The organism is Streptococcus tangpeifui (assembly GCF_011038795.1).
Classification (GTDB): Bacteria; Bacillota; Bacilli; order Lactobacillales; family Streptococcaceae; genus Streptococcus; species Streptococcus tangpeifui.
On the sequence record NZ_JAAKDU010000011.1, the window covers coordinates 1 to 13676 of the forward strand.

Below are 13676 nucleotides of genomic sequence, written 5' to 3' on the forward strand. Positions count from 1 at the left end.
ATTACTTTTTTTATTTTTATTCCCATTCATAATGCTTGCGAGTCTCTCGCGAAAACTCGCAAATAGCTCGAGTAGTGATTTTGGTGTGGAATTTAGCCTAGAATGAGAGCCTGTTGACATGAACTGTCAATTGGCCAGAGGACTTAAAGCTACTTGGCACAGGATTTCTTAAATTTTATGTGACTGTGTATCTTGTTCTAGCCATTGATACAATCAACCATTGACGTCAAAATCCTTTAAGAGACTCAAGTTGAGTTATGGTAACTGCAGCAAAGTTCAAAAGTCCGTGGAACTCTTACAAAATAAAATAAAAAGGATGATAAATCTTCTTGAAGTGTTGCGCTTCTCTCACAAAATCATCAACCCTTAAGCTGATGTATCCGAAATTTATCGATGAAGTTCTGATGCTCTTTAATATTTAAAATTGAGTTTAAATTTTACAATGGAGTCTTTTATCATTACCCTCAGTTTCATTATTAAGGTAGCTGCCATCCACTTGTGCACCATACTGCTAATATGCCACCAACTTAATGCTGTATAAGCTATATAAAAATAGAAAGAACTCAGGATTGTTGTCCCAAGCTCTTTCTATTTTATACACAAACTAGTTATAAAGACTGCCTCAGAATCCTCGTACAACGACAAAGCAGACTCGGAACCCTATACCTTCGCTTATTTTATCAGCTCAATTTTTTACTTTTAAGTTGGGTTCAAAATACCCACTTTTTTCTTTGAACTACTTAATGATTTTACCTCTTACTTATTTAACGCTGCAGCCATTGTAGCAGCTACTTCATTTTCAAAGTCGTTAGAAGCTTTTTCAATTCCTTCACCAACTTCAAAGCGAGCAAATTCAGTGACTTTAGCGTTTACTGAATCAAGATAAGCTTCAACAGTCTTGCTGTCGTCCATGATGTAAACTTGAGCAAGCAATGTATATTCTTGGTCAACCTTAGTGTTATCTAGCTTGAAGCGATCCATCTTACCTGGAATAATTTTATCCCAGATTTTTTCTGGTTTGCCTTCAGCCTGCAATTCAGCCTTGATATCTGCTTCTGCCTGAGCAAGAACTTCATCAGTCAATTGACCTTTAGAACCATACTTCAAGTGTGGAAGCGCTGGCTTGTTAACCATTGCACGGCTCTCATTGTCCTGGTCAATCTTGTGGTTCATTTGAGCTAATTCGTCATGAATAAATTGTGGGTCCAGTTCCTTGTATGATAAAACTTTTGGACTCATTGCAGCGATGTGCATTGAGATTTGTTTAGCCAAGGCTTCATCGCCACCTTCAATAACGGAGATAACTCCGATACGACCACCATTGTGTTGGTAAGCACCAAAGTGTTGAGTATCTGTTTTTTCCAAAACTTGGAAACGACGGAAAGAGATCTTTTCTCCAATTGTGGCTGTTGCATTAACATAAGCATCAGCCAAGCTTTCACCTGAAGCCAGTTTAATATTTTGGGCAGCATCGTTATCAGCAGGTTTTTGTTCTGCGATAGCTTTAGCTGTTTCATTTACCAATTCAACGAACTGAGCGTTTTTCGCCACAAAGTCTGTTTCAGCATTAACTTCAACAACTGCAGCTACGTTACCAGCCACATAAACACCGGTCAAACCTTCAGCAGCAACACGGTCAGCTTTCTTAGCAGCCTTTGCCATACCCTTTTCACGAAGCAATTCAATGGCCTTATCCATATCACCATCAGTTTCAACCAAGGCTTTCTTAGCGTCCATAACGCCTGCACCTGATTTTTCACGCAATTCTTTAACCAGCTTAGCTGTAATTTCTGCCATGAGTTTTCTTCCTCCAAATTTATATGATGAAAGAAAGGGACGAGGGCTAGGCCGGCCCCGCCCCTTTCGTAGTTTTACAATAATGGGACAATTCAAAGCGATTATCTATGAATCAATTTGAATTGCAATAGTACTAAAATCCTAATGAAAAAGAAACATACGTTAGAGCCCTGCTTTTAAAACTATGCTATTTTGATATAAACAGTCTTAAAAACCAGAATTTTCCCTCAGTTTCCTATCATACAGATTTTTAATGTTTTCTTTACTTGTTATCGCCTTCGACAACTTCAACTAGTTCTTCAAGAGATTCAGTTGAGGCAGCCTGTTCAGCCATCTCTTCTTCAACTGAGTTGTCTTCACCTTGCTTACCTTCAATAATGGCATCAGCCAACTTAGAAGTAATTAATTTGACAGCGCGGATAGCATCATCGTTTGCCGGGATGATTACATCGATGTCATCTGGATCAGTGTTAGTATCAACCATAGCAACAACTGGAATGCCAAGCTTTTTAGCTTCTTTAACAGCAATTTGTTCTTTATGTGGGTCAACAACATACATCACATCCGGAATACGCGGCATATCTTCAATACCGCCCAAGAATTTTTCAAGACGCGCACGTTGCTTGTTAAGAAGGGCAACTTCTTTCTTAGGGAGTACTTCGAAAGTACCATCAGCTTCCATTTGTTTGATCTCTTTCAAACGACGAATACGCTTTTGAATAGTATCCCAGTTAGTCAAGGTACCACCCAACCAACGGTGATTAATATAGAATTGACCAGCACGAGTTGCTTCTTCAGCGATTGCTTCAGCAGCTTGCTTTTTAGTACCTACGAACAAGATAACAGCATCGTTAGCAGCTGCGTCACGAACAAAATCATAAGCTTGGTCTGCTAACTTAACAGTTTGTTGCAAATCAATAACATGGATACCGTTACGTTCTGTGAAGATGTACTTAGCCATCTTAGGGTTCCAGCGACGAGTTTGGTGACCAAAGTGAACACCAGCCTCAAGCAATTGTTTCATTGAAATTACTGACATGAGTAGTTTCTCCTTTTGTTTTTTTCCTCTCTTGGATTTCAACTCGCAAATCCACCTCCAAGGCAACAGAGCCACGATTCATCCAAGATGAGTATTATCGCCGATTGCGACTCTGCTATCATAGCAAAAATCTCACTTATTTGCAAGTTATTAACTATCTTTCTACATTTGGAAATCTTCAAAGAGACTATAAATTTGGTCTCGTTGATGAATAGCCATCTTAAGATAGATATTATGAATATGTGCCTTGACTGTTCCGATGGATAGGTAAAGGCAATCGGCAATTTCCTGATTATTTTTATGCTCGAGTAAGAGTTGACAAATTTCACACTCTCTGTCTGTCAATCTATAGTAACTGAAAAATTGTTCCTCTTTCTTTGTTAATTGATTGATATTCCCATTAGCCAGATGTTTTTTCTTGGGATAATCGAATAAGAAGTAATGATTAGCGATCAGACAAATAAAAATGTCCTCAGAGAAATTTCGATTCTGAATTTTGATGTTCAAGGAGTGGTAGCTATCAACATGTTTAAGGAAGATTCTGGTCGAGGATGGCGCAAGGTTGTTCCCTCGCCTTTGCCTATCTCCATTAAGGAAAGTCCAATTATTGAAGACCTCCTAAATCTTGGAATAGTTACAATAGCTGCTGGAGGGGGCGGAGTTCCCGTTGTCCGAACAGACACAGGAGATCTACAAGGAATAGAGGCCGTAATTGATAAAGATTTTGCCAGTCAAACCCTAGCTGATCTCATTGATGCTGATTTATTAATAATCTTAACTGGGGTGGATTATGTATATATCAATTTCGGCCAAAGTAATCAAATGCCACTGGAACAAGTAACAACATCTGAATTGATGAACTATATTGATCAAGGACAATTCGCTGCTGGCAGTATGCTACCAAAAGTGTCTTCAGCTATTCTTTTTACTGAAAACAATTCTAAGCGACAAGCCATCATTACTTCTTTTCAAAACCTTGGTCCAGCCATTAAAGAAGGGGCAGGAACTTGGATTGTTAAAGGCTAGATATAAATTTAACATTTAAAATCCATCATTGTAATCGTTAATATTCACTCTGCCGTCTACTTGACGAAGTGGCATTTTTAAGATAGAATAGTCTTCGTTATTAGGCGGTATAGCCAAGTGGTAAGGCACGGCTCTGCAAAAGCTTGATCGTCGGTTCAAATCCGTCTACCGCCTTAATATTTATATTCCAAATACCCTAAACCTGTGGTTTAGGGTATTTGAGTCTTGTTTTTTTATTTCTTTTTATTAAGATTAAGTTAAATTTTTGCTTTTTTGCAAATTTTTCTTGCCTTCTATTTGTGCCTCTAGTATAATACAATTTAAGGAGATATAAATGATTATGAAAAAATTGACCTATCTAACCTTGTTAACGGCGGTAGCAACAATTTTAGCTGTTATCATCAATCCTAACCGGGCTAAGACTAGTGCTACTGCTATTACGACTAATCAAGAATCGACTAGTCAGGCAGTGAGTCAACCGGCAGCAAGCAGCAATGAGGCTGTTCAACTGGAGACGACCATTGTTAAAGCTAAGCCTGGTCAATATAAGACCAAGGAGGGAGCTCAAGTTACAGTCAATGAAAATCAAACCCTTAAAGCTAATTATCAAGACGGTTCAGTATTAACTACTTATGCTGATAATACTTATGATTTCAAGACTAAAGATGGGGCTGAAGCAAGAACCTATGCAGATGAAACTTACTTCCTAACCACTGCTACGGGAATTTCTTTGACAACTTACGAAGACGGCTCCTATCAGGTCAACCTAGCAGATGGGACGACCTTGGATCCTTCCAATTCAACAGGACTTACCAGCCTGCAAAGTCAATATAACTTACCCAGAATTGACAATTACAATAAAAAGGTTAGAGACTTGGTAGATGAACTCAACCAACAATAAAATTTAAAAATGCTCAGCTTTTGGCTGGGCATTTTTCTATGATTAAAGTGATAATCTAGAACAAGTCGGGTTAAGTCAGCAAAGCTGCATTAGGTCTTGCGCCTACTGATAGAATCAGCTAAATTAAAATTCTTTCTTCTTGGCATTTAAAAGTGCGATGGCCTGCGATACACAATGAATCTGGGCTGACAGATACTGATGTAACGCTATAAGTCATTAAAAGTTGTTCTTTTAGGGCTCTATAATTTCTGTAGTGGGTAACTCCACTTAGGAAGTTATAGGGCTTTTTGAGTACAAAAAAAGTCCCCCAAGACTTATAATGAAAAGCGTTCAAACAACTCATTAGAAAGACTCTTATGGAACACCTCAATCATACCACACAACTCATCGGAATCAAAGATAAAAATATTACCTTAAATCATGTCATTAAGCACAATACTCATATCGACGTCATGGCAACTCTTGCCTATCCCCCTCCGAAATGCAGACATTGCAGAGGAAAACAGATCAAATACGATTTCCAAAAGCCTTCTAAAATCCCCTTTATCGAAATTGGTGGCTTCCCTAGTCTCATTCGTTTGAAAAAGAGACGATTTCAATGCAAAGTCTGTCGTAAAGTCACTGTATCTGAAACCAATCTTGTTAAGAAAAATTGCCAAATTTCTGAGATGGTGAGACTGAAGGTGGCTCAGCTATTACTCAATAGAGAAGCTTTAACCCATATCGCTTCTAAGTTGGCTGTCTCTACCTCTACCGTCTATCGCAAGCTCAACCAATGTCATTTCCAAGAGGATTACGCCACGTTACCAGAAGTTCTCTCCTGGGACGAATTCTCTTATCAAAAAGGCAAACTAGCTTTCATCGCTCAAGATTTCAAGACCAAGAAAATCATCACTATTCTCGATAACAGAAGACAAGCAACCATTCGAAATCATTTCTTTAAGTACTCTAAGGAAGCCAGAAATAGGGTCAAAGTCGTCACGGTCGATATGTCCGGAAGTTACATTCCTCTCATTAAACGACTATTTCCTAAAGCTAAAATTGTCCTCGATCGCTTTCATATTGTCCAGCTCATGAGTCGTGCGCTCAATCAAACAAGAGTTCAGATCATGAATCAATGGGATAAGAAATCCCTTGAATACCGCGCTCTTAAATATCACTGGAAGCTCATTCTAAAAGATAGCCGGAAACTTTCTTTTAACACTTTCTACTCTCGGACTTTTAGAGAAACGCTGACGCCTAAACAATGTCTCAATAAGATGATAGTCAAGCTAGTCCCTGAACTAAAAGGCTATTATGACCTTTACCAGCTGCTCCTTTTTCACTTGCAGGAGAAGAATACCAAGCAATTTTTTGACCTCATCTATGATACGTTACCGTATCTCAATCACACCTTCAAAGTTGCTTTGAACACTGTCAGTCGCTATAAGGATTTTATTACCAATGCCATTGAACTTTCTTATTCTAACGCCAAGTTAGAAGCTACTAACAAACTCATCAAAGACATCAAGCGCAATGCGTTTGGATTCAGAAACTTCGACAGCTTAAAAAAACGCATTTACCTCGCTTTGAACATAGAAAAAGAGAAGACAAAATTTATCTCCTCTCGTGCTTAGCTATAAGTCACCCACTACGGTTGACAAAGAGCCTCTTTTAGATACAAAGAAAGAACCTGACCAAATGGTCAGGCACTTCCCGGAGATTATGAAAAAGAAAAGTTTATTTAGGATTAACTACAGTATAATTGAGATCACTTAAAATGGCCTTAATAACTGTTACTGAGTGAGAAAAAATTTACCAAATAAGAATTCGTTCCTCTGGAGCTCGCCACATGCCATCACCTTCTTTGATTTCAAAGGTACTAAAGAAGTCATCAAAGTTAGCCACTTGGACATTAGTACGGAGCTTACCTGGAGCATGAACATCAATGGAAATCAGGAGTTGTAGGTATTCTTCCCTTGCCTTCATCCGCCAGATGGTAGCAAAGTTAATGAAATAATCCTTGGCTGAAAAATCTGTATCCTTTTTAGCTGCTTCTAAAGCACAGGCCAGACCGCCTAAGTCAGCAACATTCTCTGAGACAGTTAACTTTCCATTAATCTTGCCGCCAGCAAAGTCAATACCGTCAAACTGTTTAACCACCTTATCTGTGCGCTTTTGGAAAGCTGCATAATCTTCTTCAGTCCACCAGTTCTTGAGACTGCCGTTTTCGTCAAATGAAGCGCCATTGGTATCAAAAGCGTGGGAAATTTCGTGAGCGATGACAGCTCCGATACCACCGTAATTAGCCGATGAGCTTTGCTCCAGTGAGTAAAATGGCGCTTGCAGGATAGCTGCTGGAAAAACAATTTGATTCTGCTGTGGATCATAGTAAGCATTGACCATGTGGGCAGGCATGTGCCACTCACTGCGGTCTACCGGCTGGTTCCACTTGCTCCAAGCATGGGCAATAGAAATTTGAGCCAGCTTTTGAGCATTTTCTACCAGAGACAAGTTTTCATCAATAACCTTTTTCTCGTAGGTTTCTGGTAATTTTTCAGGGTAGCCAATGTGTGGCGTAATAGCATTGAGCTTGGTGATAGCCTTGTCAATCGTAGCCTTTTGGAGCCAATCATTCTTAGATAAACGCTCTTTGTAAACTTCAATCATGGTTGCAACCTTAGTTTCTACGTCGGATTTGGCTTCAGGAGAGAATTTTTCACCAGCATACCAGAGGCCGATAGCTTGATTATAAGGTGTTTGGGCCAAATAGTAGGCTGCTTTTTTCTTGTCCATGGCTTGCGGAGTCCCTGAAAGGGCACGCCCAAAGGCTCCTGACATCACACGAATCTCATCGGTTAGGTAGGAATTATAAGAAAAGGCTGCAGAGCGAACCAAAACAGCCTTAAGGGCCGGCCAGTTAGCTTGACTGTAATAGTCTTTTGCAAAATTAGTCCAGAAGCGTTCTTCAGGTACAATAACTTTGTCTGGAACTTGGCCTAAGATATCCATAAAGATAGCATCTAGAGGCAATTCAGGAGCTAACTTGGTGAAATCGGTCCAGCTGTAAGGATGGTAAAGCTTAGCATACTCTGAAGATTCCTCGTTAGAGAGAATGTACTTGGCCAATTTAGCATCAAGCTCTAAAATCTTGTCCAGCATGTCAGCAATCTCTTGATTTGAGAAACCAAACTTAGGCAGGAGATCTTCTTGGCATTTGCGCCATAAGGCGAGGAGTTCCTTGCCCTTCTCATTACCTTCTGCGTAGTAGGTGGTATCTGGCAGGATAGTTCTTGGTGCTTCTGCCCAGAGAACATTAGTTCTAGCATCCATAAAATCAGGTGAAACACTGAATGGCAAGAGATTGGGATTGCCCTGCATTTCTAGTTTACCAGCGTCTTTGGCGAATTCCGAAAAAGAATTATAATCCTGATACTCTTCAATCAAAGGCAAAACAGGAGCTACACCTAGAGCCTCGCGTTGATCATAGTCGGCTACTAATTTGTGGAACTTAACAAAGTTAGTTAGAATCTGGTCGCTAGGTAAATTTTTACCCGCTAACCACTCATCTGTGGTCGCCAACATCAAAGCTTCAATCTCATCGGACAGATCAGAAAAACCGCCAGTACGGGGCTTATCATCGGGAATCACAGCCGTCTTTTCCCATTCACCATTGACCGCTTCAAAAAAATCATCTTGTAAACGTACCATAATAATCTCCTTTAATTTATCAATGGCTCTATTGTAACAAAAATGTCCCAAAATTAGGACTTTTGATCATTTGTACCTATTACATCTTCTTTGCAATCAAAAATAGACTATAGCCTGTCAGGAGGAATAAACCCAAAACCAAATAAGGGACTGAAATTTGGTGTGTATCGCCTACAGACAAAAGTCCATAAACACCATTGAAAGTAATAGGAATACGATTAACGGCAGCATAAAATAGGACACAGATGAGGACAGACCCTCCCGCTCGGCGTAAAGCGGCTAGCCACAATGCCATAAAGAGCACACTGACAAAAAATACCAAGAAAGAATTTTGCCCTCTATCCAACCACCACAAGGGCAGATGCCAAATCGTCCAAATCACAGCTACCAAGAATGTTGCTAAGGGAACATGCATGACTTTTTCCAATTCCGGCTGCAAGAAGCCACGCCAACCAGGCTCTTCGTTGCCACCTCCAATTAGGGCAATAATAATGATATTGATCGCCCAATCAATCGGCAACAACCATAACGGGGCATGACCGACAGGGTCACCGCCTGATAACAAAAACGAGCTTAAGATCAATAATCCAATAAAAGGTAACAAAAGTTTCCAAGAAGTTATAGTTCCTGAGAATAGAAAACGTGGAAGGTCCCTCCATGTCAGATTAAGAGCAGATTTGGCTCCTAAAAATGGTCCAAAACTGGCTACAATCATCAGGGGCATAAGCATGTAGCCAGTATCATACCCTAATCGCTTCAGCACAATAGCCAATCCCCAAAATCCCCAAGTCCATATAAAAGTCCAAACTAAGTAAGTTTTAACTCGATATTGCATAAGGTTACCTCCTAGCATTTAAGGCAAACGTTTATTGACACTTGTAAGTCGCATCACTTCCATGTTTATATTTATCTATTCATATATAATTTTTTTATATATAAAATATACTGCTATTGTTTGGAGATGTCAATATAAATATATAAAATATTTATCTATTTGGGAGGTTTACTCCAGCTAACAAATAAAAAGAATAGTTCCTGTCTCGAAACTATTCTTTTTACCTTTAAGAAAAGCTTATCCCTAGAGGTAGGAAGCCTTGCATAAAATAAGTGCTCTACACCTCACCATCTTCAAAGATATCTGGTTGGCTAGATTTTTTGAGGTCATGCTTGAGGCGCTGAATCCTGATGATTTGACTCAAAATGAGAAATGAGGTTAAACCACACAGGATCCAAATAAGTGATCGTGGTGGTAGATTCCATAAAGAGTATATTAGACCCAGAATAAACATCATTAATACTGACAAAATTTCATTTAAAAATCTTCGTTTTGAAGCGCTATCTGAGTAAAGCTTGAAATCAGGATCCGTATGTCGGAAATAACCCCACTTATTAAATTGCTCGACACAATCAGCTCCTGTCTCTTGGACAAGCCCAATGTAGTCTGCCACTTCTTTCTTACTCTTGCGGCCAAAGTAATCCAGACGATAAGTATACTGAGAAGGCTGACAAGGCTCAAAGATATACCTATATGCACCCTTGTGCTTTACAAAAACCCAACCGTGCGCACTCATGTTATTGAGCCAGTCTTCTTCTTTTTGAAAATCACCGGATCCAAAAAATTTCCACTTCGTTATTTTTCTCTTCATCTTTCATCTCCTATTTGTTCAAATACTTATGGCCATTATCGACCAGTTCTTCTAAACGATTGATTTCTGCCTCTAAGGTCTTTTTACCTCGTTCAGTAATCAAATACTCTTTTTTCTTGCGTTCTTTGATTTCTTCGGACACGAGGACGATCCATCCTTTCTTTTGCAGGTTGGTTAGTACCCCATAGAGCGTGCCAGCTGCCAACTTGATGCGACCTTTGGACAACTTTCTGCATGATCCCATAGCCATGCTTTGGCTCAAGTAGGACTACAAGATATAGTAAACTGCTTCTGTTAATGCTTGTGTTCTCATATTTCCTCCTTATATCGTTATACGATATATTTGGAAAATAAAAAAGTGCTCTGATTAATTCAGAACACTTTTCGTATATGATTTTCTAGCCTCATTAGAAGTTTACTTCATCTGGTTTTGGTGCTTCTCCTGCTTGGCCTTCGAGGGCATCGATAACTGCCATATCATCAGCTGTTAATTCAAAGTCGAAGACTTGGAAATTTTCGACGATACGATCTTCATGGACTGATTTTGGCAATGGTAAGAATCCTTTTTGCAGGCTCCAGCGAAGAACGACTTGGGCAACCGTTTTATTATATTTAGCTGCTAGTTCTTTGAGGGAGTCAATGCTAAAGATTTTACCAGTTCCAAGTGGGCTGTATGCTTCACTGAGAATGTCATGGGCATTATTGTAAGCCACCAACTCTTTTTGTTGGACACTTGGGCTGAGGTAGATTTGGTTGATGACAGGCTTGATTTTAGCTGTTTCAAGCAGAGCATCCAAGTGGTGCTGTAAGAAGTTAGAAACACCAATAGACTTGATTTTACCAGCTTCTACAGCTTCCTCCATGGCACGCCATGCGCCAGCATTAGCTTCTTTCCAGTTATCACGGAAGGCTTTTGGATTTGGCCAGTGGATCAGGTAAAGATCCAAATAATCGCAGTCTAGCTTAGCGATAGACTCATCGATTGCAGCCTTGGCAGCTTCGTATGAGTGGTTGCTATTCCACAATTTAGTTGTAATGAAAAGCTCTTCACGAGGCACTCCAGCAGCTTTGATACCACGGCCAACTGACTCCTCATTGCCATAAATAGCAGCTGTATCGATGTGACGGTAACCAGCCTCAATAGCAGCTTTCACAGAACTTTCAGCTACATCACCATCCGGTGTCTGCCAGGTTCCAAAACCAATAGCAGGAATTTTTTGACCATTGGCAAGTGTGTAATCAAACATATACATTTCCTTTCTCAACATTAAGATTGCAAGTCTTCAAAAGACTCTAACGACGATAGTAGTGTATCACTTGGAGTTAACTCTAAGTCAAGCATAAGCTATGGGAAGGTTTGTATTGCGAAAAGGTTTTATCAGAAAAATTAGGAGAAACACAAGAATCAATTTCCTATAAGAATAGGTGTCATCACAGTTTCTGTACAATTAATTAGATTTTATATCCAGTTAAAACTGAGATAAATGGTCACGATAGCTGTCTGTCCTACTCTCACTTATGACTTTAATTCTGTCTCATTCTGATAGGAGTGACGTAAATTGACCACCTGTTAAACGGGTGGCCATGGTTACTTTTATTCTTTTTCCTATTTACCTTAGCCTTTGGCTAAAATAGCCAGAGTCTGATAAGGCTTAAGAGTGATAGTCTTTCCTAATCCATCACTTTCATAATTGCTGAGAAGGACCTGACCGTTTTGATATGCACTAGCCAAATCTACTGTCAGCACTTCGCCATAGAAGTTATTGAGAACAAGGAGACGCTCTCCATTAAGCTCACGTTCAAAAGCGTAAATCTGCCGACTGTCTCTATAGGCTGGTCTGTAACTGCCTTCAGCAATCAGCGGCATTTCTTTACGTAGACGGATCAATTCCTTGTAAAATGGATAAATCTTACCAGAAATCTCCTTCTCTACATTAATATCTTGATAAGATTTGCCAATCTTAAGCCATGGGGTTCCAGTTGTAAAACCAGCATTGGCTGAATCATCCCACTGCATAGGGATACGGGAGTTATCACGTGATTTGGCCTTGATAATATCCAAAGCTTCTTCTGCCGTCTTGCCCTGTTCCAGCATCATTTGATAGGCATTGATACTCTCAACATCCACATAGTCATCCATGCTGTCAAAATCGGGATCAAGCATACCAATTTCTTCTCCCATATAGATATAAGGGGTGCCGCGAGAAAGGTGAATGCTGGCTGCTAGCATGGTGGCACCTTCGTTGCGGAAGTTCTTAATATCAATAAAACGGTTGAGGGCACGCGGCTGATCGTGATTATTCCAGAAAAGAGCACTCCAACCATTGGCTTTACTCATTTTTTCGCCCCAAGTATGAAAGAGGTCTTTGAGAGTTTCAAAGTCAAAGGGTATAAGGCTCCATTTTTGACCATCTTTATAATCAACTTTGAGGTGATGAAAATTGAAAGTCATAGACAATTCATGACGGTCTTCGGCTGAATAAAGCAGACAATTTTCAATAGTGGTAGAGCTCATTTCACCCACAGTCATGCTATCATCATCTTGACCAAAGCTGGCTTGATTGAGCATTTTTAAATAGTCATGAACGATGGGTTTATCTGTATAGGCCGGTTTGCCATCATCGACTGGGCAGTCAATCAGGATCTCATCTTTACCGATTAAGTTGATAACATCGAATCGAAAACCTTTGACCCCTTTGCCTCGCCAGAAGTTAACAACCTTGAAGAGCTCTTCACGTACATTGGGATTACGCCAGTTAAGGTCAGCCTGAGTTTTATCAAAAAGATGGAGATAGTATTGACCAGTATTACCAAAAGGCGACCAAGCTGAACCGCCAAATTTAGACTGCCAATCAGTGGGGGTGTCTCTTAGGATAAAAAAGTCTTGATAGTAGGGATCGCCAGCCAAGGCCTTCTGGAACCATTCATGTTCAGTAGAACAGTGGTTAAAAACCATGTCCAACATGAAGTCTATATTGTAAGTCTTAGCAGTGGCTACCATTTCTTCAAAGTCGTCCATGGTTCCAAAATCAGGATTAATAGCGGTATAATCGGAAATATCATAACCATTATCACGCTGAGGACTTGGATAGAAAGGATTAAGCCAAATCATATCAATACCTAGATCGGCTAGGTAAGGTAATTTTTCAATAATTCCTCGTAAATCTCCTACACCGTTACCTGTAGTGTCTTTGTAAGATTTTGGATAAATCTGATAGACGACTTTTCTTTTATCAAATGTCATATATTCCCCTTTTTACATAGTTAGAGAGGTTGAAACAAAAGTCTCAGCCCCTCTATGTTTACAATAACTTTTTAGTCTATTATATTACATTTTCAATGTAATTCTAATAAAACGCACCTACTGAGATAGCCGTTTGAACTTAGACAGTAAATCTCTACTTGTCTGTCAGGAATTTTCGCTAAAGCCAATTATCTCTTTGCGACACAACATTTGGCTTAGGTGATTTTACTAACCAAACGAAATTAACAGAAGAAGTAGACAGATCGCTCTGGTGCCTGTTATCAGTACTGAGTCCTTAAATAGCAAGCTTCTGCGTATCTGCTTTAACTGAAC

General features: G+C 39.7%; 10 protein-coding genes, 1 tRNA gene and 2 pseudogenes. 4 read left to right on the forward strand and 9 right to left on the reverse strand.

Features of this window, described 5'->3' with window-relative positions; translation table 11 throughout:
- Positions 1–756: 756 nt before the first annotated feature.
- The 3 genes and pseudogenes from tsf to G7Y32_RS08435 form a co-directional block, all read right to left on the reverse strand.
- Positions 757–1797 carry a translation elongation factor Ts gene (gene tsf / locus G7Y32_RS08425; protein WP_165212857.1) on the reverse strand — a complete coding sequence of 347 codons (1041 nt, stop codon included), beginning with the start codon at positions 1795–1797 and terminating at the stop codon, positions 757–759.
- Positions 1798–2059: 262 nt separating this feature from the next.
- A complete protein-coding gene (gene rpsB / locus G7Y32_RS08430; RefSeq protein ID WP_165212859.1) occupies positions 2060–2836 on the reverse strand; it encodes a 30S ribosomal protein S2 in 777 nt (258 codons plus the stop codon).
- A 162-nt stretch (positions 2837–2998) separates the two neighbouring features.
- Positions 2999–3364 (reverse strand): annotated as a pseudogene (locus G7Y32_RS08435) (helix-turn-helix transcriptional regulator); the annotation flags it as partial.
- Here G7Y32_RS08435 and G7Y32_RS08440 point away from each other — a divergent pair.
- The 4 genes and pseudogenes from G7Y32_RS08440 to G7Y32_RS08455 form a co-directional block, all read left to right on the forward strand.
- A pseudogene (locus G7Y32_RS08440) lies at positions 3362–3862 on the forward strand (amino acid kinase family protein); the annotation flags it as partial. The pseudogenes G7Y32_RS08435 and G7Y32_RS08440 sit on opposite strands and share 3 nt — an antisense overlap.
- 103 nt (positions 3863–3965) lie before the next feature.
- Positions 3966–4036 (forward strand) — tRNA-Cys (locus G7Y32_RS08445).
- Between the two features lie 160 nt (positions 4037–4196).
- Positions 4197–4763: a hypothetical protein gene (locus G7Y32_RS08450; protein ID WP_165212861.1), complete on the forward strand. Its 567-nt coding sequence runs from the start codon at positions 4197–4199 to the stop codon at positions 4761–4763.
- A 356-nt stretch (positions 4764–5119) separates the two neighbouring features.
- Positions 5120–6379, forward strand: a complete 1260-nt coding sequence (locus G7Y32_RS08455; RefSeq protein ID WP_165212863.1) for an ISL3 family transposase — start codon at positions 5120–5122, stop codon at positions 6377–6379.
- A 178-nt stretch (positions 6380–6557) separates the two neighbouring features.
- Here the strand turns inward: G7Y32_RS08455 and G7Y32_RS08460 are convergent, their stop codons facing one another.
- The 6 genes from G7Y32_RS08460 to treC all read right to left on the reverse strand — a co-directional run bounded on the left by G7Y32_RS08460 (position 6558) and on the right by treC (position 13343).
- Positions 6558–8453, reverse strand: a complete 1896-nt coding sequence (locus G7Y32_RS08460; protein WP_165212865.1) for a M13 family metallopeptidase — start codon at positions 8451–8453, stop codon at positions 6558–6560.
- Between the two features lie 79 nt (positions 8454–8532).
- Entirely contained in the window at positions 8533–9288 is a 756-nt protein-coding gene (locus G7Y32_RS08465; protein ID WP_165212867.1) for a CPBP family intramembrane glutamic endopeptidase, read from the reverse strand.
- A 277-nt stretch (positions 9289–9565) separates the two neighbouring features.
- Positions 9566–10099 carry a DUF2812 domain-containing protein gene (locus tag G7Y32_RS08470; RefSeq protein WP_165212869.1) on the reverse strand — a complete coding sequence of 178 codons (534 nt, stop codon included), beginning with the start codon at positions 10097–10099 and terminating at the stop codon, positions 9566–9568.
- Between the two features lie 10 nt (positions 10100–10109).
- A complete protein-coding gene (locus G7Y32_RS08475) occupies positions 10110–10343 on the reverse strand; it encodes a helix-turn-helix transcriptional regulator (RefSeq protein ID WP_241154225.1) in 234 nt (77 codons plus the stop codon).
- A 163-nt stretch (positions 10344–10506) separates the two neighbouring features.
- Positions 10507–11346 (reverse strand): aldo/keto reductase, encoded by an 840-nt coding sequence (locus G7Y32_RS08480; RefSeq protein WP_398600737.1) that lies wholly within the window; start codon positions 11344–11346, stop codon positions 10507–10509.
- A 368-nt stretch (positions 11347–11714) separates the two neighbouring features.
- Positions 11715–13343 carry an alpha,alpha-phosphotrehalase gene (gene treC / locus G7Y32_RS08485; RefSeq protein WP_165212871.1) on the reverse strand — a complete coding sequence of 543 codons (1629 nt, stop codon included), beginning with the start codon at positions 13341–13343 and terminating at the stop codon, positions 11715–11717.
- Between the last annotated feature and the right edge of the window lie 333 nt (positions 13344–13676).